The following is a 21,684-nucleotide window of genomic DNA, read 5'->3' on the forward strand; positions in this document are numbered from 1 at the left end:
GGGGCACCCGCCCGGGCGGTCGCTGTCAGTGCCGGGGTGCACGATGGAGTCATGGCAGTTCCCTCCGCGCTCGACCGGTTCTCCCCCGCCACCAGGGCGTGGTTCACGCGTGCCTTCCACGCGCCCACGGCCGCGCAGGAGGGCGCCTGGCAGGCCATCGCGGAGGAGTCGGACGCACTGGTCGTGGCGCCGACCGGATCGGGCAAGACCCTCGCCGCCTTCCTGGCCTCGCTCGACCGGCTGGCCGCCGTCCCGCCGCCCGCCGAGCCGCGGAAGCGGTGCCGCGTGCTGTACGTCTCACCACTGAAGGCGCTCGCCGTCGACGTCGAGCGCAATCTGCGCAGCCCGCTCACCGGCATCGGACAGGAGTCCGTGCGCCTCGGCCTGCCCGCACCCGAGATCCGCGTCGGCATCCGCACGGGCGACACCCCGCCCGCCGACCGCCGCTCCATGGTGCGGCGCCCGCCGGACATTCTGATCACCACCCCCGAGTCGCTGTTCCTCATGCTGACCTCGGCGGCCAGGGAGGCACTCGCCGGCGTCGAGACGGTGATCGTCGACGAGGTGCACGCCGTGGCGGGCACCAAGCGCGGCGCGCACCTGGCGCTGACCCTGGAGCGGCTGGACGCGCTGCTGCCCCGTCCGGCCCGGCGCATCGGCCTGTCCGCGACCGTCCGCCCGGTCGACGAGGTCGCCCGGTTCCTGTCCCCGCAGCGCAGGGCCAAGGTCGTGCAGCCGCCCGCGGGCAAGGAGTTCCGGCTCTCCGTGGTGGTGCCCGTGGAGGACATGGGCGAGCTGGGCGGCTCCCCCGTGCCGGACGCCTCGGGCCCCGGCGAGGCGCCGTCGATCTGGCCCTCGGTGGAGGAGCGCATCGCCGATCTGGTGCAGGCCCACCGCTCCACCATCGTCTTCGCCAACTCGCGCCGTCTCGCCGAGCGCCTGTGCAACCGGCTGAACGAGATCGCCCACGAGCGGGCCACCGGCGAGCCGCTGCCCGAGGAGCACGCGCCCGCCTCCCTCATGGGCGGCTCCGGCGCGGCCCGCGGCGCCGGAGCCGTGCTGGCCAGGGCCCACCACGGCTCCGTCTCGAAGGAGCAGCGGGCGGCCATCGAGGAGGACCTGAAGGCGGGCCGCCTGCCCGCGGTCGTCGCCACCTCCAGCCTGGAGCTCGGCATCGACATGGGCGCGGTCGACCTGGTCGTCCAGGTCGAGTCCCCGCCCTCGGTGGCCTCCGGACTGCAACGGGTGGGCCGCGCCGGACACCAGGTCGGCGCCGTCTCGGCAGGTGTGGTCTTCCCCAAGTACCGCGGTGACCTGGTGCAGTCGGCCGTAGTCACCGAGCGGATGCGGGCGGGGGCCATCGAGTCGCTGCGCGTTCCGGCCAATCCGCTGGACGTCCTCGCCCAGCAGATCGTCGCCATGACGGCGCTGGACAGCTGGGACGTCGACGAGCTGCTCGCCCTGGTGCGGCGGGCCGCCCCCTTCGCCTCGCTGCCCGAGTCGGCCTACCACTCCGTGCTCGACATGCTGGCCGGCCGCTACCCCTCCGACGCGTTCGCCGAGCTGCGCCCCCGGCTGGTCTGGGACCGGGTGGCCCACACCGTCACCGGCCGCCCCGGCGCCCAGCGCCTCGCGGTCACCTCGGGCGGCACGATCCCCGACCGCGGCCTGTTCGGGGTGTTCCTGGCCGGCTCGGACCCGCGGAAGGGCGGCGGACGGGTCGGCGAGCTGGACGAGGAGATGGTCTACGAGTCCCGCGTGGGCGACGTGTTCACCCTGGGCACCACCTCCTGGCGCATCGAGGACATCACCCGGGACCGCGTCCTGGTCACCCCCGCTCCCGGCGTTCCCGGCCGGCTGCCGTTCTGGAAGGGCGACCAGCTCGGCCGCCCCCTGGAGCTGGGGCGCGCGCTGGGCGCGTTCCTGCGCGAGATCGGCGGCCTCACCGACACGGCCGCCAGGGAGCGGCTGGCCACCGCGGGGCTCGACACCTGGGCCGTGGACAATGTGCTGGCCTACGTGTCCGAGCAGCGCGAGGCCGCCGGCCACGTGCCGGACGACCGCACCATCGTGGTCGAGCGCTTCCGTGACGAGCTGGGCGACTGGCGCGTGGTGGTGCACTCGCCCTTCGGCGCGCAGGTGCACGCCCCGTGGGCGCTGGCCCTGGGTGCCCGGCTGACCGAGCGCTTCGGCCTCGACGCCCAGGTGCTGCACGCGGACGACGGCATTGTGCTGCGGCTGCCGGACGCCGACCTGCTCGCGGCGGAGGCCGGGGACGGGAGCGACGGCACCGGCCACGCGGACGCCGCGTTCGACGAGGGCCGGGCCCCGGTCGGCGCGGCCGACGTGCTGTTCGACAAGAGCGAGGTCGACCAGCTCGTCACCGACCAGGTCGGCGGCTCCGCACTGTTCGCCGCACGTTTCCGGGAGTGCGCCGCCCGCGCCCTCCTCCTGCCGCGGCGCGATCCCGGCCGGCGCACCCCGCTGTGGCAGCAGCGCCAGCGCGCGCACCAGCTGCTGTCCGTCGCCTCGGAGTTCGGCTCGTTCCCGATCGTCCTTGAGGCGGTCCGCGAGTGCCTCCAGGACGTGTTCGACGTGCCCGGCCTCACCGAGCTGATGGCCGACATCGAGGCCAGACGCGTCAGGCTGGTCGAGGTCACCACCCGCGAGCCCTCGCCGTTCGCCCGCTCGCTCCTCTTCGGCTACGTCGCCCAGTACCTGTACGAGGGCGACTCCCCGCTCGCCGAGCGGCGCGCCGCCGCCCTGTCCCTGGACTCCCGGCTGCTCGCGGAGCTGCTCGGCAAGGCCGAGCTGCGCGAGCTACTCGACGCCGGCGTGCTCGCCGACCTGGAGGCCGAGCTGCAGTGGCGCACCGAGGAGCGCCGGGTCAGGGACACCGAGGGCGTCGCGGACCTGCTGCGGGTCCTCGGCCCGGTCACCGGGGCCGAGCTGGCCGGGCGCGGGGGCCGCGCCGAGTGGGCGCAGGAGCTCGTGGACGCCAGGCGTGCGCTGCGGGTCCGGCTGGCGGGCGAGGACCACTGGGCGGCCGTCGAGGACGCGGGACGCCTGCGCGACGCGCTGGGCGCCGCCCTGCCGGTCGGCGTTCCCGAGGCGTTCACCGAGCCCGTCCCCGACCCGCTGGGCGATCTGCTGGCCCGCTACGCCCGCACGCACGGTCCGTTCACCTCGGCGCAGGCCGCCGCCAGGTTCGGCCTCGGCACGGCCGTGGCCGACGGCGTGCTGCACCGGATGGCCGCCGACGGGCGGCTGGTGCAGGGCGAGTTCAGGCCCGACGGTGCCGGGCAGGAGTGGTGCGACCCGGCGGTGCTGCGGCGGCTGCGGCGCCGTTCGCTGGCCGCCCTGCGCCAGGAGCTCGAGCCGGTCCCACCGGCGGCGCTCGCCGCCTTCCTCCCGCAGTGGCAGCACGTCGGCCGCCCGGGACGGGGCGGCCTGCGCGGCGTCGACGGCCTGATGCGGACGGTCGAGCAGCTCCAGGGCACGCCGGTGCCGGCCTCCGCCCTGGAGCGGCTGGTGCTGCCCTCCCGGGTCGCCGGGTACGCGCCGCCGATGCTCGACGAGCTGACGGCCTCCGGGGAGGTGGTCTGGGCGGGGGCGGGCGCCCTGCCGGGGAAGGACGGCTGGGTGGCGCTGTACCCGGCGGACTCCGCGCCGCTGCTGCTGCCGCCGCCCCACCCGCTGGAGACCTCCCCGCTGCACCGGGCGGTACTGGCCGCGCTCGACGGCGGCTACGGTCTGTTCTTCCGGCAGATCGCCGAGCAGGTGCGGGCCGCGGGCGACGAGACGACGGACGCCGCGCTCGCCACGGCCCTGTGGGAGCTGGCCTGGTCCGGCCTGCTGACGAACGACACCCTGGCCCCGCTCCGCGCCGTACTCGGCTCCGGCCGCACCGCGGGCTCGGTCGCCCACCGCGGACGCAGGGCCACGCCCCGCGGGCGGTTCGGCGCGCTCACCGTCGGCCAGGGCCGGGCAGCCGCCGCGCGGAACGGTCCGCCGACCGTCGCGGGCCGCTGGTCGCTGCTCCCGGCACGCGAGACCGATCCGACGCTCCGGGCGCACGCGCTGGCACGTTCGCTCCTCGACCGGCACGGAGTCGTGACCCGCGGCGCCGTCGCGGCGGAAGGCGTCGAGGGCGGCTTCTCGGCGGCCTACCGCGTGCTGTCGGTCTTCGAGGAGAGCGGGCAGGCCAGGCGTGGCTACGTGGTGGAGGGGCTCGGTGCCGCACAGTTCGCCATGGACGGGGCGGTCGACCGGCTGCGGGCCCTCAGTACGGCCGCCGAGCGTGGCGGCCGGCCACCGGGCGGCGGCGCCGAGGGCGCTCTGGTACTCGCCGCGGCCGACCCGGCCAACGCCTACGGGGCTGCCCTGCCCTGGCCCGAGCCGCCGCAGGGCGCGGCGCACAAGCCGGGGCGCAAGGCCGGGGCGCTGGTGGTGCTGGTGGAGGGCGAGCTGGTGCTCTATCTGGAGCGCGGCGGCCGGACGCTGCTCGCATGGCCTGCCGACCGCCCCCGGGACGAGGCGGAGCAGCCCTTGCGGGCCGGTGCCGAGGCGCTGGCCCGGGCGGCTGCGGACGGGGCCCTGGGCTCGCTGACGATCGAGCGGGTGAACGGCGAGGGGGTGCTCACCGACCCGTACTGGACGGGAATGCTGGAGGCCGCCGGCTTCCACGCGACACCGCGCGGTCTGCGCCTGCGGCCCTGACGGACGCCCCTGACGCACGACGGGCGGAGCGGGCCCCGGCTGCCCGCGGACTGGACCGGGAGCCCCGGATCAGGCCGCGACGACGTCGACGGCCTCGCTCGGGGCCTTGATCGTGACGTGCTCCTCCGGACGGTGGGAGACGGTCGTCACCCGTACCGGATTGAGCATGGGGCGCTCCAGGCCGCGGCCGGCGGGCACCCCGAGAGACGGGACGGTGTCGCTCGCGGCGGACTGGGCCAGCTCTGCCAGGGCCAGCTCGTCGCTGACCTCCCTCAGCAGCTCCGACATCCGCAGATCGAGCGCGTCGCAGATGGCGGACAGCAGCTCGGAGGAAGCTTCCTTCTGTCCCCGCTCGACCTCGGACAGGTATCCGAGAGAGACCCGTGCGGAGGAAGACACTTCGCGCAGAGTGCGGCCCTGACGTTGGCGCTGCCGACGCAGCACGTCACCCAGCAGGCGACGGAGCAGGATCATCGGTGGCTCCCTCCTCGGACCGTTGGCCTCGCTTGCTTCATGCCCCACCGTACCGCCTCGGACTCCAACCGGGCGGGGAGCGATGTCTTGTTCACTCAGGGCTGCAAACATCCATCCCCTCCGTTCTGTTCCGTATCCTGCCCCCGTCCGGCGCCCCGGTGCGCGTCACCCGTCAGGGGGAGAATCAGCTCGTTCCGCAGCAGGGCCAGCACCGCTCGGACGCTGCCGGCCCGGATCGCGGCCCGGTCGCCTCGGAGATTGAGCCGCTGAGCCACGACTCCCCCCGTTCCGGGCGCCGAAACCGCTACGTGGACGGTACCGACCGGCTTTCCGTCCTGCGGCTCGGGCCCGGCGACGCCCGTGGTGGCCACCCCCCAGTCCGCGCCGAGCAGCTCCCGCACCCCCCTGGCCAGCTGTCGCGCGACTTCCGCGTCCACCGCGCCACGCTCGTCGAGCACGCCGCCGTCGACCCCGAGCACGCTGCGCTTGACGTCCGTGGCGTAGGCGGTGACCGAGCCACGGAAGGCGCGGGAGGCGCCGGGGATATCGGTGAGGGCCGCCGCCACCAGGCCGCCCGTCAGCGATTCCGCCACGGCGACCGTCTCGCCGCGCCCGACCAGCAGGCCCAGGACCTGCGCGGCCAGCGACGGCTCGGCCGGCTGCTGGTTACTGCCCACCGGCCGCACCGTCCGCAGTCCGCCGCTGCCTGGCCAGCCCGGCCCGCCGGAGCACGACCGCCTGCCGCACGTAGTCGAGGCCGGTCGCCACGGTCAGCACGACGGCCACCGCCATCACCCACCAGCGCAGGGAGGCCAGCGGGCCGGTGAGGGCGAGGATGTACATCCCGACGGCGATGCCCTGGGTGAGGGTCTTGGCCTTGCCGCCCCGGCTGGCCGGAATCACTCCGTGCCTGATCACCCAGAAGCGCAGCAGCGTGATGCCCAGCTCGCGCGCGAGAATGACGACGGTGACCCACCAGGGCAGGTCGGAGAGGGCCGACAGGCAGATCAGGGCCGCGCCCATGATCGCCTTGTCGGCGATGGGGTCCGCGATCTTGCCGAAGTCGGTGACGAGATTGCGCCGCCGGGCCAGCTCCCCGTCGAAGAGGTCGGTGATCATGGCAATCGTGAACGCCGCCCATGCGACTGACCGCCAGGCCGGATCGTGTCCGCCCTCAGCGAACATGAGCAGAACGAAGCCGGGAACGAGCAGCAGCCGCACCATCGTAAGTACGTTCGCGATGTTCCACAGGGCTGGTGCGGTGGACGGCCGCGGGGCAGTCGCGGGCCGGTCCGCCGCCGGCCCGCTCCCGGTGGCCCGGGCCGGCGTATCCGTCATCTTCCGGCCCCTGCGGGACTGCCCCCGGCAGCCGGCCGCAGGACCGCAACCAGGTCGACGCCCCGCGCGGCGATGATCTCGGCATCGACGAGCTGCCCGGTCCGCGGCCCGGCGGCCTCCGGCACACCGCCGGCAGGCGCGGTGATCACGACCTGCCCGTCGGTCTCGGGGGCCTGATGCGCGGCGCGGCCGACAGCGATCACCTCGTGCCCGGCGGGAACGTCCTCCTCCTCGCCGCCGCCCGTCGACTCGACCAGCACTCGGGCCCGCTCGCCGACCCGCTCCTCGGCCCGCTGCCCGATCAGCTCCTCGGCCAGCCGGGACACGTGGTCCAGCCGGTCGGCGATCTCCTCGGCTCCGTGCTTGCCCGGGAGCCCGGCGGCCTCGGTGCCCTCCTCGTCCGAGTAGCCGAACACACCGATCGCGTCCAGTCTCGCGCCGGTGAGGAAGCGTTCCAGCTCGGCCAGGTCGGCCTCGGTCTCGCCGGGGAAGCCGACGATGAAGTTGGAACGGACCCCGGCCTCGGGCGCCTTGGACCGGATGGTGGCGAGCAGGTCGAGGAAACGGTCGGTGTCGCCGAACCGCCGCATCGCGCGCAGCACTCCGGGCGCAGAGTGCTGAAAGGACAGGTCGAAGTACGGCGCGACCTTCTCGGTGCCGGTGAGCACGTCGATCAGCCCCGGGCGCATCTCCGCGGGCTGCAGGTAGCTGACCCGGATGCGCTCCAGGCCGTCGATCGCGGCCAGTTCGGGCAGCAGGGTCTCCAGCAGCCGGATGTCGCCGAGGTCCTTGCCGTAGGACGTGTTGTTCTCCGAGACGAGCATGATCTCGGTGACGCCCTCGCCGGCCAGCCACCGCGCCTCGCCCAGCACGTCGGACGGGCGCCTGGAGATGAACGAGCCGCGGAAGGAGGGGATGGCGCAGAAGGTGCATCTGCGGTCGCAGCCCGAGGCCAGCTTGACCGAGGCCACCGGACCCGCGCCGAGGCGCCGCCGCAGCGGCGCTCGCGGCCCGGAAGCGGGGGCGACGCCCGCGGGCAGGTCCGCGATGGCACCGTGGCCCGGCAGTGCCACATCCGCGCCCTGGCGCTCGGCCGGGCTCAGCGGCAGCAGCTTGCGACGGTCCCGGGGAACGTGCGGTGCGTGGGCGCCGCCGGACAGGATGGTCGTCAGCCGCTGGGAGATGTCGGCGTAGTCGTCGAAGCCGAGGACCGCGTCCGCCTCGGGCAGGGCGTCGGCCAGCTCCTTGCCGTAGCGTTCCGCCATACAGCCCACGGCGACGACGGCCCGGGTACGGCCGCCCGAGCCTTCGGTCGCCGCGGTCTTCAGCTCCCCGGCCTCCAGGAGGGCGTCCACGGAGTCCTTCTTGGCGGCGTCCACGAAACCGCACGTGTTCACCACGGCGATCTCGGCGTCCGCCGCGTCCGCCACCAAGTCCCAGCCGTCCGCGGCCAGCCGTCCCGCGAGCTCCTCGGAATCCACCTCGTTACGGGCGCAACCAAGCGTGACCAGGGCGACTGTGCGGCGTTCGGACATGCCCTCAGCCTACTTCGTCCCCGGCCCAGCGCCTGCCCCGCCCGCGGCGGCTCAGCCCTCGCTGGGGTCGCCCGGCGTATAGGTCAGGCGCTCGACCTGACCGCGCTCGAAGTCGTCGTCGATCTCCCTGCCGTTGACGTGGAGCTGAACGACTCCGGCGTTGCCCAGCACCAGATCGATCTGCTCGTCGTCCTTGAAGGTCTGCGAATCGCCCTCTTCGATAACACCTTCGAAGAGGAGCCGTCCGTTGCTGTCCTTGGCGGACACCCAGCTCGACCCGCCCTCGGCCGTCGCCCTGACGGTGACCTTGTCCGGGGGAACCGCGGCCACCGCGCTCTCCGAGGGAGCGGGCGTGTCCGGCTCGGGGGCCTCATCCGTCGCCTCCGGGGCGCCCGTCTCGCGCGGGTCCGGCGTGTCCGTACGCGATCCCTCCGCGACCGTGCCCGGGTCCTCGTTCTCCTCGCTTCCGGTGAAGAAGGTGAAGCCGACGAACGCGACGACCACGACGATGGCCGCCACCATGGCGGCCGTCCAGTTCGGCCGGCGCGGCTCGGGCCGGATGCGCTCGGCTTCGAACAATGGTCCGGATGAGAGCGACTGCGGCTCCGGATGCTGCTGACCGTTGTACAGCTCCATCAGCTCGGCCGGATCGGCCCCGACCGCCCGGGCAAGCGTGCGAATGTGGCCTCGGGCATACACGTCTCCGCCGCAACGGGAGAAGTCGTCCTGCTCGATGGCGTGGACGATCGGAATGCGCACCCGGGTGGACGAACTGACCTCGTCCACGGTCAGCTTTGCATCGATGCGCGCCTGTTGGAGGATTCGACCGACGGAAGGCCGGTCCTTGGCGGAAGAGTTGCCGTTGGACACGGGGGCGCCTTTCGAGCGTGAAGCCACGTGCTGTGTTTATAAGTCTAGGGGGGGTCCGAAAGGAACGGGCAACCGGGCCGTCGGCATTTGTCCGCCAACCGGATGGCCGCCACCGGTGCCCCCCCGGACTGTCTAGGAAGGAGTCTCCCCCCGGATCAGCGCCAGCACGCCATCCAGTTCGTCGGGCTTGACCAGCACGTCCCTGGCCTTCGACCCCTCGCTCGGCCCCACCACTCCGCGCGACTCCATCAGGTCCATCAGCCGCCCCGCCTTGGCGAAGCCCACCCGCAGCTTGCGCTGGAGCATGGACGTCGATCCGAATTGCGTGGAGACCACCAGCTCGGCCGCCTGGCACAGCAGGTCGAGATCATCCCCGATCTCCTCGTCGATCTCCTTCTTCTTCCCCGAGGACACGGTGACGTCGTCGCGGAACACCGGTGCCATCTGGTCCTTGCAGTGCTCGACGACGGCCGCCACCTCGTCCTCGGTGATGAACGCGCCCTGCATCCGCACGGGCTTGTTGGCGCCCATCGGCAGGAACAGCCCGTCACCCTTGCCGATCAGCTTCTCCGCGCCCTGCTGGTCGAGGATGACGCGGCTGTCCGCGAGCGACGAGGTGGCGAACGCGAGCCGGGAAGGCACGTTCGCCTTGATCAGACCGGTGACCACGTCCACGCTCGGCCGCTGGGTGGCCAGCACCAGGTGGATGCCCGCGGCCCGCGCCAGCTGCGTGATCCGCACGATCGCGTCCTCGACGTCGCGCGGCGCCACCATCATCAGGTCCGCCAGCTCGTCCACGATCACCAGCAGATACGGGTAGGGCGCCAACTCCCGTTCGCTGCCCGGCGGCGGGGTGGCCTTGCCGGACCGCACCGCCGCGTTGAAGTCGTCGATGTGCCGGTACCCGTAGGCCGCCAGGTCGTCGTAGCGCAGGTCCATCTCGCGCACCACCCACTGGAGGGCCTCGGCGGCGCGCTTCGGATTGGTGATGATGGGCGTGACGAGGTGCGGGATGCCCTCGTAGGCCGTCAGCTCCACCCGCTTGGGGTCGACCAGCACCAGCCGCACGTCCTCCGGCGTGGAACGCATCATCACCGAAGTGATCAGGCAGTTGATGCAGGAGGATTTGCCGGAGCCGGTGGCCCCGGCGACCAGCATGTGCGGCATCCGCGCCAGGTTCGCCATGACGTAGCCGCCCTCGACGTCCTTGCCGAGCCCGACCAGCAGCGGGTGATCCTCGCCGGCGGCGTCGGCGGTGCGCAGCACGTCGCCCAGATTGACCATCTCGCGGTCAGTGTTGGGAATTTCGATGCCGACCGCCGACTTCCCCGGGATCGGGCTGATGATCCGCACGTCGGGACTCGCCACGGCATAGGCGATGTTCTTCGTCAGCGCCGTGATCTTCTCGACCTTCACGGCCGGGCCCAGCTCGATCTCGTAACGCGTCACCGTCGGGCCGCGTGTGAAGCCGGTGACGCGGGCATCCACCTTGAACTCGTTGAAGACGTTCGTCAGCGAATCCACCACTGCGTCGTTCGCCGCGCTCCTGGCACGGCCCGGGCCGCCGCGGACCAGGAGGTCCAGCGAGGGCAGGGCGTAGGTGATGTCGCCCGACAACTGCAACTGCTCGGCGCGCGGCGGCAGCGGATCGGACGGCTCGGGGGCCTTCTTGGTCAGGTCGGGAACGCCGCCGGAGTCCTCGCCGTCCCTGGCCGTCCGCGGCCCGGCACCGCCGTTCCCCGCGCCGCCGCCCGGCCGGCCGGCCGCGACGCGGCTGCTGAGGTCGGCCACCACCGGCGAGGGGTCGACCCCGTGCCGCACCGCGCCGTCCAGCGCGGCGGCCGCGGCCGATGCCACGTCCACCGGGTCCTCGCCGCCGCGGGACGCGGCCCGGCCGCCGCCGCGGCGCGCCCTGCGGCGGCTCTCCAGGGCGGCCCGCTCGGCCAGGTCCGGCGGCGGGCCGACGGGCTCGGGGTCGTCGCGGTAACGCTCCACCATGAACTCGGTTTCCGTGCCCGGCTCGTTGCCCGCGAGCAGGCCGAGTCGGATGGCGCCCTGCCTGAGCCGCCGGGGAATGGCGTTGACGGGGGTGGCGGTGACCACGAGCAGCCCGAAGACCGTCAGCAGCGTCAGCAGCGCCACGGCGAGCGGCTCCCCGACGGCCACGATCAACGGGCGGGACGCGGCCCAGCCGAGGTGACCGCCGGTGTCCCGCAGGGCCTGCGCGCCCTCGCTGCGCCCCGGGGCGCCCGTGGCGATGTGCACCAGCCCCAGCACGCCCACCAGCAGCGCGCTGAGCCCGATGACGATGCGGCCGTTGGCCTCCTGCTTCTCCGGATGCCGGATCAGCCGCACCGCGATGAAGCCGAGCACAAGCGGAAAGACCAGGTCGAGGCGGCCGAAGGCACCCGTGACCAGCATGGTGACCAACTCGCCCACCGGGCCCTGGAGATTCGACCACGTGCCCGCGGCCACCACGAGGGCAAGGCCGAGCAGCAGCAGCGCCTCGCCGTCCTTGCGGTGCGCGGGGTCCAGTCCCTTGGCGCCGCGCCCTATGCCGCGGAGCAGCGCCCCCAGCGGGTGCGCGATGCCGAGCCACATGCCGCGGATGATCCGGAAAGCAAGATTCCGCCGCGGGGCGGGCTTCTTCGCCGGGGCAGCGGCCTTCTTCTTGGGCGCGGCCTTCTTCGCGGGCGCCTTCTTCGCGGGCGCCGCCTTCTTGGCTCCGCCCCCACCGCGCCCGGCGCGCGCGCTCTGGGAACCCTTGCCGGACGTACCTGAGGCCATGGAGGTGAGGTTACCGGGGCGGCACGTCCTGAGCACGGAGCACGTGCCGCTCGGCGGCTCAGCCGGTCTGCGGCTCCACGGACTTCTCCTCCGCGGCGCCCGGCTGCAACGCGTCCAGCGCGCGACGCAGACCTGACAGCTTGCGCTCCAGATGGGCCGCCGTGGACACGGCCGGCCCGCCGCCCGACTCGGACAGCTCCTTGGTCAGGACCTCGGCCTGCTCCTCGACGGCGGCCAGCCGCGCGGACAGCTCGGGAAGCAGGCCGCCCGCGGAACGCTCCGTGTCCGCGCTCGCCTGGCCGCCCTCCAGCTCGCGGCGCAACAGCATGGCCTGCTCGCGCAGTTGCATGTTCTTCATGTGCAACTCGACGAAGACCGACACCTTGGCCCGCAGCACCCACGGGTCGAAGGGCTTGGAGATGTAGTCGACGGCCCCCGCCGCGTAGCCGCGGAACGTGTGGTGCGGACCGTGGTTGATCGCGGTGAGGAAAATGATGGGGATGTCACGCGTCCGCTCGCGCCGCTTGATGTGTGCGGCGGTCTCGAAGCCGTCCATCCCCGGCATCTGAACGTCGAGCAGGATTACTGCGAAGTCTTCCGTGAGCAGCGCCTTGAGCGCTTCCTCCCCTGACGATGCCCGGACCAATGTCTGATCGAGCGCCGAGAGAATTGCCTCGAGCGCCAGCAGATTCTCGGGCCGGTCATCGACCAGGAGGATCTTGGCCTTCTGCACCATGGCCCGTCCTCCTTGCCCCTGCGGCGCGGCCGTGCGCCGCCGTTGTGGACGGCACCCTCACGCCGTCCGGTCCTGTGCCGGACATGTTGACATCCTCCCCGGCGCCATTGCCAGCGAGTGCGGTGCTCACCACAAGCACGCGCGGTGACCCCCGACGGGACCCTCACCCGTCACGAGCTACCGAAAACACCCCGGCCTGATCCCCGCTATACCGGAAAAAACGCCCTGCTCGCTCATTCGGCGACCAGCAGCGCAAGGCACCCGGTGATCAGTACATTGCGCTGCGTCACGATACCACGCACTCCACACCTGGGCGAACTGCGTTGCATGCACCGCGAGAACGAGCACACCGTCCTCAAAGTTCCCCCACACGGCCGGTCATGCGGGCGGATCACTTCCTGTCACTTCCTGCCTGCCTCCATCCACTGGCTCATCACCGTCATCAGATAATCGGTGTCGACCGGCTTCGTCACGTAGTCCGAGGCCCCGGACTCGATGCTCTTCTCCCGGTCGCCCTTCATCGCCTTCGCGGTCAGCGCGATGATCGGCAGCCCCGCGAACTGCGGCATACGGCGGATCGCCGATGTCGTCGAATAGCCGTCCATCTCCGGCATCATGATGTCCATCAGCACCAGCGCCACGTCCTCGTTGGACTCCAACACCTCGATGCCCTCCCGCCCGTTCTCGGCGTAGAGGACCCGAAGACCGTGCTGCTCCAGCACGCTGGTCAGCGCGAACACGTTCCGCACGTCGTCGTCCACGATCAGCACCTTCCGGCCCCGGAAGTCCCGCAGCGCGGCACGCAGCGCCTCCCGGTCCGCGGCCGGCCCGGGACCCCGCTCCGGCTCCTCCTCCGGCTCGTGCGGCTCATGCTGCTCGTGCGCAGTCCCGTTCTCCGCGAACCGCTCCCGGTGACGCCGCGTCAGCGACTGGGCGGCGCGCTCGGCGGCGGCCGACGCCTCGCGGTTCTTGCGCTCCTGCCTCTCGGCGGCCGACCGCGCCTCCGCGGCGTCCTCCGTCGCCCCGCCCTCGGCGGCGGCCGACGCCTCAGGGCCCGCTTCGAGTGCGGCCGGCGCTGCGCCACCGGCCTCGACGGCCAGCGTGCCGCTGACCATCTGCCCGTAGCCGGGCGGCGGCAGCTCGGCCGGCTGGAGCGGCAGATACAGCGTGAACGTCGAACCGCGGCCCGGCTCGCTCGCGGCGTGGATCTCGCCGCCGAGCAGCCGCGCGATCTCCCGGCTGATCGAAAGCCCCAGGCCCGTGCCGCCGTACTTGCGGCTCGTCGTGCCGTCGGCCTGCTTGAACGCCTCGAAGATCACCCGCATCTTGCTCGCGGCGATCCCGATGCCGGTGTCGGACACGGCGAACGCGACCAGCGGCGCGTCCGCCGTCCGCACCGACCCGCTCTCCAGCATCTGCTCGCGGATCTCGTTCGGCACCTCGGCGGCGGCCGGGCGGATCACCAGCTCGACCGAGCCCGTGTCCGTGAACTTCACCGCGTTCGACAGCAGGTTGCGCAGCACCTGGAGGAGCCGCTGCTCATCGGTGTGCAGCGTGGCCGGCAGCTCGGGCGAGACCCGCACGGAGAACTCCAGGTTCTTCTCCGCCGTCAGCGGCCGGAACGACGCCTCGATGTAGTCCACCAGCTGCACCAGGGCGATGCGCGCCGGGCTGACGTCCATCTTCCCGGCCTCCACCTTGGACAGGTCGAGAATGTCGTTGATCAGCTGGAGCAGGTCGGAGCCCGCACCGTGGATCGTCTCGGCGAACTCGACCTGCTTCGGCGACAGATTCCCCTCGGCGTTGTCGGCGAGCAGCTTGGCGAGGATCAGCAGCGAGTTCAGCGGGGTGCGCAGCTCGTGCGACATGTTCGCCAGGAACTCGGACTTGTAGCGCATCGAGACCGCGAGCTGCTCGGCCCGCTCCTGGAGACCGCGCCTGGCCTCCTCGATCTCCGAGTTCTTCACCTCGATGTTGCGGTTGGTCTCGGCCAGCAGGTCCGCCTTGTCCTTCAGCTCGTCGTTGGACTCCTCCAGCGCCCGGCGCTGCCGCTCCAGCTCCGCCGTCTGGTCCTGGAGCTTCGTCGCCAGCTCCTGCGACTGCTTCAGCAGCATTTCCGTACGGGTGTTGACGCTGATCGTGTTGACGCTCGTGGCGATCATCTCCGCCATCTGCGTCAGGAAGTCCCGCTCGATGTGCGTGAACGGCTTGAACGACGCCAGCTCCAGCACGCCGAGCACCCGCTCCTCGAACACCACCGGCAGAATAATCACCGTCACCGGCGGCGCCTCGCCGAGGCCCGAGGAGATCCGCAGGTAGCCCTCCGGCGTCGGACCGAACAGCAGAATCCTGCTCTCCGCCGCCGCGGTACCGATCAGCCCCTCCCCCGGCCGGAACGACAGCGACTGCGCGTCCGGCGCGTAGCCGTAGGCGGCGATCATGCGCAGCTCGTACGCGTCGTCGTCGCCCGCACCGGTCACCAGGTCCTCGTCGCCGTCGACCGGCACCGACAGGTAGAACCCGCCGTGCTGCGCCGCGACCGCCGGGCACAGCTCGCTCATGATCAGCTTGGCGACGGCCGTCAGGTCCCGCCTGCCCTGCATCTGCGCCGAGATCCGCGCCAGATTGCCCTTCAGCCAGTCCTGCTCCTTGTTGGCCTGCGTGGCCTCCCGCAGGTTCCGGATCATGGCGTTGACCCGCTCCTGAACGGTCAGGATCTCGCCCGCCGCGTCGGTGTCGATGCGCACATTGTGATCACCACGCGTCACGAACGTCGCGACGCGGGCGATGCCGCGCACCTGGCCGGTCAGATTGCCCGCCATCTCGTTCACCGAGTCGGTCAGATCCTTCCAGGTGCCGGCGACGCCCGGCACCCGCGCCTGCCCGCCGAGCTGCCCCTGCGTGCCCACCTCCCTGGCCACCTTGGTCACCTGGTCGGCGAACAGGGAGAGCTGGTCGACCATCGTGTTGAGGGTCTCCTTCAGCTCCTGGATCTCGCCCCGCGCGTCGATGTCCATCTTGCGCGTCAGGTCGCCCTTGGCGATCGCCGTCGTGACCATGGTGATGCTCCGCACCTGCCCGGTCAGGTTGGACGCCATCGAGTTCACCGACTCGGTCAGGTCCCGCCAGGTCCCCGAGACGCCCGGCACCTTCGCCTGGCCGCCCAGGCGCCCCTCAGTGCCCACCTCGCGCGCCACGCGCGTGACTTCCGCCGCGAACGACGACAGCGTGGTCACCATGCGGTTGACGGTGTCCGCGAGCGCGGCCACCTCGCCCTGCGCCTCCACGGTGACCTTGCGCGACAGGTCGCCGTTGGCCACGGCCGTGGCGACCTCCGAGATGTTCCGCACCTGGCCCGTCAGATTGCGGGCCATGAGGTTGACGTTGTCCGTCAGGTCCTTCCACGTGCCGGAGACACCCCGCACCTCGGCCTGGCCGCCCAGCTGGCCCTGGGTGCCGACCTCGCGCGCGACCCGCGTCACCTCGTCCGCGAAGGACGACAGCTGATCCACCATGGTGTTGACGGTGGTCACCAGCACCAGGAACTCGCCCCTGGAGTCCACCGTGATCTTCTTCGACAGATCGCCCTTCGCGACCGCGGTGGTGACGTCCGAGATGTTCCGCACCTGTGAGGTCAGGTTGTTCGCCATGCCGTTGACGGACTGTGTGAGGTCCTTCCAGGTCCCGGCGACCCCCTCGACCTCCGCCTGTCCGCCGAGCCTGCCCTCGGTACCCACCTCGCGGGCCACCCGCGTCACCTGCTCCGCGAACGACGACAGCTGGTCCACCATCGTGTTCAGCGTGTCCTTCAGCTCCAGGAACTCGCCGCGCGCATCCACCGTGATCTTCTGCGACAGGTCACCGCGCGCGACGGCCGTCGCCACCCCCGCGATGTTCCGCACCTGATCGGTGAGGTTGGACGCCATGCCGTTGACGGAGTCGGTCAGATCCCGCCAGACGCCCGCCACATCGGACACCTGCGCCTGCCCGCCGAGCCTGCCCTCGGTACCCACCTGCCGCGCGACCCGCGTGACCTGCTCCGCGAACGACGACAGCTGGTCGACCATCGTGTTCACGGTGTTCTTGAGCGCGAGGATCTCGCCCCTGGCGTCGACCTCGATCTTCTGCGACAGATCGCCGCGCGCCACGGCGGTCGTCACCTGCGCGATATTGCGCACCTGATCGGTGAGGTTGAACGCCATCTGGTTCACGGAGTCGGTCAGCGCCTTCCAGGTGCCGCTGACGCCGTCCACGCGGGCCTGGCCGCCGAGCCGCCCGTCGATGCCGACCTCGGTGGCCACGCGGGTCACCTGCTCGGCGAAGGACGAGAGCTGGTCGACCATCCTGTTGACGGTGTTCTTCAGCTCCAGCATCTCGCCGGAGACGTCCACCGTCACCTTCTGCGACAGATCGCCGTTCGCCACCGCCGTCGTCACCGAAGCGATGTTCCGCACCTGATCCGTCAGGTTCCTGAAGGCGGTGTTCACCGAATCGGTGAGGTCCTTCCAGGCCCCCGCCACCCCCAGCACGGACGCCTGACCGCCCAGCGCGCCCTCGTCGCCGATCTCCCGGGCGACACGCGTGACCTCGGACTGGAACGAGGACAGCTGATCCACGGTCCTGTTGACGGTGTTCTTCAGCTCCAGCATCTCGCCGGAGACGTCCACCGTCACCTTCTGCGACAGATCGCCGTTCGCCACCGCCGTCGTGACCTGCGCGATGTCGCGCACCTGATCCGACAGGTTCCTGAAGGCGGTGTTGACCGAGTCCGTCAGCTCCTTCCACACGCCGGCGACGCCCTGGACCCGCGCCTGCCCGCCCAGCGTCCCCTCGGTGCCGATCTCGGTGGCGGTCCGCGTCACCTCGTCGGCGAACGACGAAAGCGTCCCGGTCATCGCATTGATCGTGTCCGCGAGCCGCGCCACCTCGCCGCTCGCGCTGACCGTGATCTTCTGGGACAGGTCACCGTTCGCCACGGCCGTCGTGACCTGCGCGATCTCGCGCACCTGCTTCGTCAGGTTCCCCGCCATCAAGTTGACCGAATCGGTCAGGTCCTTCCACACCCCCGCGACGCCCTGGACCCGCGCCTGGCCGCCGAGCACCCCGTCGGTGCCGACCTCGCGGGCCACCCGCGTCACCTCGGACTGGAACGAGGAGAGCTGGTCCACCATGGTGTTCACGGTGTTCTTCAGCTCCTGCATCTCCCCGGCCACGTGCACGGTCACCTTGCGGGACAGATCGCCGTCCGCCACCGCCTTGGTCACCCCGGCGATGTCACGGACCTGCGCCGTCAGCCGGGCGGCCATCATGTTGACGGAGTCCGTGAGGTCCTTCCACGAGCCGGTCATGCCGGGCACCCGCGCCTGGCCGCCGAGCTTGCCCTCCGTGCCGACCTCGCTCGCCACCCGGGTCACCTCGTCGGCGAACTCGGACAGCTGATCGACCAGCCCGTTCACCGTCCGGCCCATCCGCAGGAACTCACCCCGCAGCGGCCGCCCCGGCCCCTTGCCCGCCTGCGCCCGCAACTCCATCCGCTGCCGCAGGTCGCCCTCGGCGACGGCGGACAGCACGCGGCCGACCTCGGCCACCGGCCGCGCCAGATCGTCCACCAGATCGTTCGCGTCGTCGATGGCCTTGGCCCAGGCGCCCTCGCACAGGCCGGTCTCCAGCCGCTCGCTCAGCTTCCCCTCGCGGCCGACGACCCGCCGCACCTGCGCCAGCTGGCCGGTGACGTGCAGGTTGCGCTCGGCGACCTCGTTGTAGACCGCGGCGATCTCCGCCATCGGCCCTTCACTCGCGACGGTGAGCCGCTTGCGCAGATTGCCGTCCCGCATCGCCTCGAGCGCCGAGAGCAGCCGGTTCAGGGCGGCAGCATCCACTTCAACGGTGCCACCACTCCTGGACCTCTTCGCTCGTGCAGCCGTACCAGCACGCGCAACTGCTCCGTCAGACACCACTGTGTCCCTCCCGCGGGTCGACCATCCGGTCAGGGCTTTCACATCACGCGTTCCCAGTGTTTCACTCCCGACGGACCGGGCGATAACAGTTCGGCAGCATCGCATACCACTGTTTTCCCGGTCGGGGGGAAATCGGCGGATGCGCTGTCCGCGGGGGCGGCCGACCTCAGTAACCTGGCTTCCGGCTGTCCATGCGGCACCGGGTAGCGACGACAGACCTTTGGGGGAGTGACGTGATCACCGCGCGAGCTGCGGCCACCTTCGAGCCGGTTGGACGCTCGGTCGCGACCGCGCGGGGTTTTGTCCGGGACACGCTCCAGGGCTGGGGCCTCACCGACCTGATCGAGGACGCGGTCGTCCTCACCAGCGAGCTGGTCACCAACGCCGTGGTGCATGCCGGAACGTCGGCGGACGTCCGCTGCCTGCGGGACCCCGAGGGCGTCCGCGTCGAGGTCGTCGACCGCCACCCGGAGCGCGAGCTGCCGCTCGCCGAGGTCTCCCGCGGCCGGCTCGACCTGAACAGCGAGGGAGGCCGCGGGCTGCTGCTGTGCGCGGCCCTCGCCTCTCGCTGGGGCGTGGACTACACGGCGACCGACAAGTGCGTGTGGTTCCGCCTCGACCAGCAGGCACTGCCGGTCGGCACCCGCTCCGCGGGCCCCGTGCTGCCCACCGAGGCGCTCCCGGTCAGCGATACGCGCGTGCGGGTGGCCGTCGTCCAGGTCGACCGGGCAGACAGCATCACGGCCTGGAACGACGATGCCAGGGAGCTGTTCGGCTACACCGCGGAGCAGGTCGTCGGCAAGCCGCTGGCCGACCTCGCCGCCTGGCCCCAGACCCCCGGCACCGGCACCGGCATCGCAGAGGCTCTGGCCCTGTCCCGCTGGGAGGGCAGCTACGGCCTGTGCGACTCCGAGGGCAGGACCGTTCCCGTGTACGCCTGCCACCTGCGGGTCCGCGACGCCCACGGCGAGCCGTCGACCGTGTGCCTCATCGTGCGCGACCAGGAGCGGGCCATCCTCCAGAGCCCGTCCCGGCTGCCCGCCCACGGCACGGACCCCCTGGACCGGGCCGGCGGCGACCCGCTGGACGCCCTGATCGGCTCCCCGCCCCCGGACGACCTCGACGGCCTCCTCCAGCGCACGGTGGAACGCGCGCGCGACATGCTCGACGGCGACGCCGCGTTCCTGCTGCTCGCCACCGACGACGAAACGGAGCTGGAGGTCCGCGCCACCACCGGACTGCCCTCCGCCCGCCAGCGCTTCGCCCGCGTTCCCGTGGAGACCGGCAGCGGACGCTACGGCTCGGCGCGCATGCCCTCCGTCCACGAGGACCTCGCGACGGCACCCGGTGCGGTGCCCCTGCTGTCCGGCACCGGCATGCACGCCGTGGTGATCGTGCCGCTGAAGGTCGAGGGCCGCCTCACCGGCTCGCTCGGGGTCGCCTCCGAGACGCCCGGCCGGTACAGCAACGAGGAGGCGCTGCGCCTCCAGTTCGCCGCCGACCGCATCGCGCTCGCCGTGGAGTCCGCCCGGCTGACCGAGCTGGAGCGGCTGCGCCGTGGCTCGCTCGCCTTCCTCGTCGAGGCGTCCGAGCTGCTGGCCGGCACGCTCGACCGGAATCAGACTCTGGCCCTCATGGCGCAGATGACCGTCCCGACGCTGGCCACCTGGTGCGCCGTCTACACCATTCCCGAGCCGGGTTCCGAGCCGGTGCTGTCCTACGTGCTGCACGAGGACGAGGAGCGGATCGACGGCATCAAGGCCCTGCTGGACCGCGTCGACCCGCCCGATCCCGATATCGACCTGGGGGTGCGGCCCTGGACGGCCCCGGCGGACGCCGCGCACAACACGGCGCTGCGCAGTTCGCTGCGCAGCCTCGCCCTGGGCGAGCTGCCGTCGGCCGGCGGGGGCGCCCCCGGCACGGGTCTCGGCACGGCCGCGGCCGTGGGCGGCGAGACGGTGGTGCTGCCGCTCATCGCGCGCAACCGCGTCATCGGGCTCCTCGCCCTGGGCAAGCCCACGGACGAGCGCTTCCGCCAGGACATCCTGGAGCTGGCCGAGGACCTGTCCCGCCGGGCCGCACTGGCCCTGGACAATGCGCGCCTCTACAGCGAACGCACCGCCATCAGCCAGTCGTTGCAGCGCAGCCTGCTGCCTCCCGAGCTGCCGGAGATCGACGGCGTCGACGTCGAGGTCATCTACCGGGCCGCCGGTGAGGGCAATGAGGTCGGCGGCGACTTCTACGACGTGTTCCCGATCCGCGAGGGTGCCTACGGCTTCGCCATCGGCGACGTGTGCGGCACGGGGCCGCTCGCCGCCGCGGTCACAGGGCTGGCCCGGCACGCGCTGCGCCTGCTGGCACGCGAGGGCCTGGGCGGTCCCGCCGTGCTGGAGCGGCTGAACGCGGCGATCCTGGAGGAGGGGCCCCGCTCCCGCTTCATCACCCTGCTGTACGGGGAGTTGTGGCCGCAGCCCGAGGGCGGCGCGCTGCTGAAGATGGTGTGCGCGGGGCATCCGCTGCCGCTGCGCCTCACGCCTGACGGAACGGTCGCGCCCGCGGCGAGCCCGCAGCCGCTGCTCGGGGTGATGGACGATCTGGAGCTGTACGAGCAGACCACGGTGTTGAATCCGGGCGACGTCCTGCTGTGCGTCACGGATGGTGTCACCGAACGCAGGGAAGGCACCCGCATGTTGGGCGACGACGGTCTCGCGGACGTGCTCGGCTCCTGCACCGGAATGACCGCCGGCGCCGTCGCGTCCCGAGTCCTGCGTGCGGTGGAACGCTTCGCATCCGACGCCCCGTCCGACGACATGGCGATCCTGACGCTCCGCATCCCGGAATAGGCGGGGCGGGAGCGTCGGGCAGGAAAAGCAACAGCAAAAGCAGAAAGGCTCCCGCTTGATAGGCGGGAGCCTGAAAAATTATGCAGTTGCTGAGCCCCAAAACGGAATCGAACCGTTGACCTTCTCCTTACCATGGAGACGCTCTGCCGACTGAGCTATTGGGGCGCTGATGTCCGGCGGTGTCCTACTCTCCCACACGGTCCCCCATGCAGTACCATCGGCGCTGGAGGGCTTAGCTTCCGGGTTCGGAATGTAACCGGGCGTTTCCCCTCCGCCATGACCACCGGAACACTTCTACAAGTGTTACAGCCGCCGGCTAAGAATTCACAGTGGACGCGAGCATCTGCGGACAAGCCCTCGGCCTATTAGTACCGGTCAACTCCACCCGTCACCAGGCTTCCATCTCCGGCCTATCAACCCCGTCG

10 protein-coding genes, 1 tRNA gene and 1 rRNA gene are annotated in these 21,684 nt (G+C 71.8%); 2 read left to right on the forward strand and 10 right to left on the reverse strand.

Going from position 1 to position 21,684, the window contains the following annotated elements:
* Positions 1-51 precede the first annotated feature (51 nt).
* Positions 52-4,719, forward strand: a complete 4,668-nt coding sequence (locus tag RM779_RS26900) for an ATP-dependent helicase (protein WP_311620350.1) — start codon at positions 52-54, stop codon at positions 4,717-4,719.
* A gap of 69 nt (positions 4,720-4,788) precedes the next feature.
* Here RM779_RS26900 and RM779_RS26905 read toward each other — a convergent pair whose 3' ends face one another.
* The 8 genes from RM779_RS26905 to RM779_RS26940 all read right to left on the reverse strand — a co-directional run bounded on the left by RM779_RS26905 (position 4,789) and on the right by RM779_RS26940 (position 18,338).
* On the reverse strand, positions 4,789-5,193 hold the full coding sequence (locus RM779_RS26905; RefSeq protein WP_077058494.1) for a helix-turn-helix domain-containing protein: 405 nt from the start codon (positions 5,191-5,193) through the stop codon (positions 4,789-4,791).
* Between the two features lie 95 nt (positions 5,194-5,288).
* Entirely contained in the window at positions 5,289-5,870 is a 582-nt protein-coding gene (locus tag RM779_RS26910; protein WP_311620351.1) for a CinA family protein, read from the reverse strand.
* Entirely contained in the window at positions 5,860-6,531 is a 672-nt protein-coding gene (gene pgsA, locus RM779_RS26915) for a CDP-diacylglycerol--glycerol-3-phosphate 3-phosphatidyltransferase (protein WP_311620352.1), read from the reverse strand. Before pgsA ends, RM779_RS26910 begins: the two co-directional genes overlap by 11 nt.
* A complete protein-coding gene (locus RM779_RS26920) occupies positions 6,528-8,066 on the reverse strand; it encodes a MiaB/RimO family radical SAM methylthiotransferase (RefSeq protein ID WP_311620353.1) in 1,539 nt (512 codons plus the stop codon). Before RM779_RS26920 ends, pgsA begins: the two co-directional genes overlap by 4 nt.
* A 51-nt stretch (positions 8,067-8,117) precedes the next feature.
* Positions 8,118-8,936, reverse strand: coding sequence for a helix-turn-helix domain-containing protein (locus tag RM779_RS26925; RefSeq protein ID WP_311620354.1), 819 nt, complete (start codon positions 8,934-8,936; stop codon positions 8,118-8,120).
* Positions 8,937-9,068: 132 nt separating this feature from the next.
* On the reverse strand, positions 9,069-11,723 hold the full coding sequence (locus RM779_RS26930) for a DNA translocase FtsK (protein ID WP_311620355.1): 2,655 nt from the start codon (positions 11,721-11,723) through the stop codon (positions 9,069-9,071).
* Between the two features lie 58 nt (positions 11,724-11,781).
* On the reverse strand, positions 11,782-12,459 hold the full coding sequence (locus tag RM779_RS26935) for a response regulator (protein ID WP_077058499.1): 678 nt from the start codon (positions 12,457-12,459) through the stop codon (positions 11,782-11,784).
* A 401-nt stretch (positions 12,460-12,860) separates the two neighbouring features.
* Positions 12,861-18,338: a HAMP domain-containing protein gene (locus RM779_RS26940; RefSeq protein WP_311620356.1), complete on the reverse strand. Its 5,478-nt coding sequence runs from the start codon at positions 18,336-18,338 to the stop codon at positions 12,861-12,863.
* Between the two features lie 311 nt (positions 18,339-18,649).
* Here RM779_RS26940 and RM779_RS26945 point away from each other — a divergent pair, with 311 nt between their 5' ends.
* Positions 18,650-21,259 carry a SpoIIE family protein phosphatase gene (locus tag RM779_RS26945; RefSeq protein ID WP_311620357.1) on the forward strand — a complete coding sequence of 870 codons (2,610 nt, stop codon included), beginning with the start codon at positions 18,650-18,652 and terminating at the stop codon, positions 21,257-21,259.
* Positions 21,260-21,351: 92 nt separating this feature from the next.
* On the opposite strand, the gene RM779_RS26950 is transcribed toward RM779_RS26945, so the two are convergent.
* Together RM779_RS26950 and rrf are read right to left on the reverse strand one after the other, a co-directional pair.
* A tRNA-Thr gene (locus RM779_RS26950) sits at positions 21,352-21,424 on the reverse strand.
* Positions 21,425-21,430: 6 nt separating this feature from the next.
* Positions 21,431-21,547: ribosomal RNA gene (rrf, locus tag RM779_RS26955) — 5S ribosomal RNA — on the reverse strand.
* Positions 21,548-21,684 lie beyond the last annotated feature (137 nt).

The organism is Streptomyces johnsoniae (assembly GCF_031845565.1).
Classification (GTDB): Bacteria; Actinomycetota; Actinomycetes; order Streptomycetales; family Streptomycetaceae; genus Streptomyces; species Streptomyces johnsoniae.

What these genes read in the sequence shown, in the direction of transcription:
- RM779_RS26900 (WP_311620350.1), top strand. Translation starts at nt 52, where the DNA reads ATGGCAGTTCCCTCCGCGCTCGACCGGTTCTCCCCCGCCACCAGGGCG.
- RM779_RS26905 (WP_077058494.1), bottom strand. Translation starts at nt 5,193, where the DNA reads ATGATCCTGCTCCGTCGCCTGCTGGGTGACGTGCTGCGTCGGCAGCGC.
- pgsA (WP_311620352.1), bottom strand. Translation starts at nt 6,531, where the DNA reads ATGACGGATACGCCGGCCCGGGCCACCGGGAGCGGGCCGGCGGCGGAC.
- RM779_RS26920 (WP_311620353.1), bottom strand. Translation starts at nt 8,066, where the DNA reads ATGTCCGAACGCCGCACAGTCGCCCTGGTCACGCTTGGTTGCGCCCGT.
- RM779_RS26930 (WP_311620355.1), bottom strand. Translation starts at nt 11,723, where the DNA reads ATGGCCTCAGGTACGTCCGGCAAGGGTTCCCAGAGCGCGCGCGCCGGG.
- RM779_RS26935 (WP_077058499.1), bottom strand. Translation starts at nt 12,459, where the DNA reads ATGGTGCAGAAGGCCAAGATCCTCCTGGTCGATGACCGGCCCGAGAAT.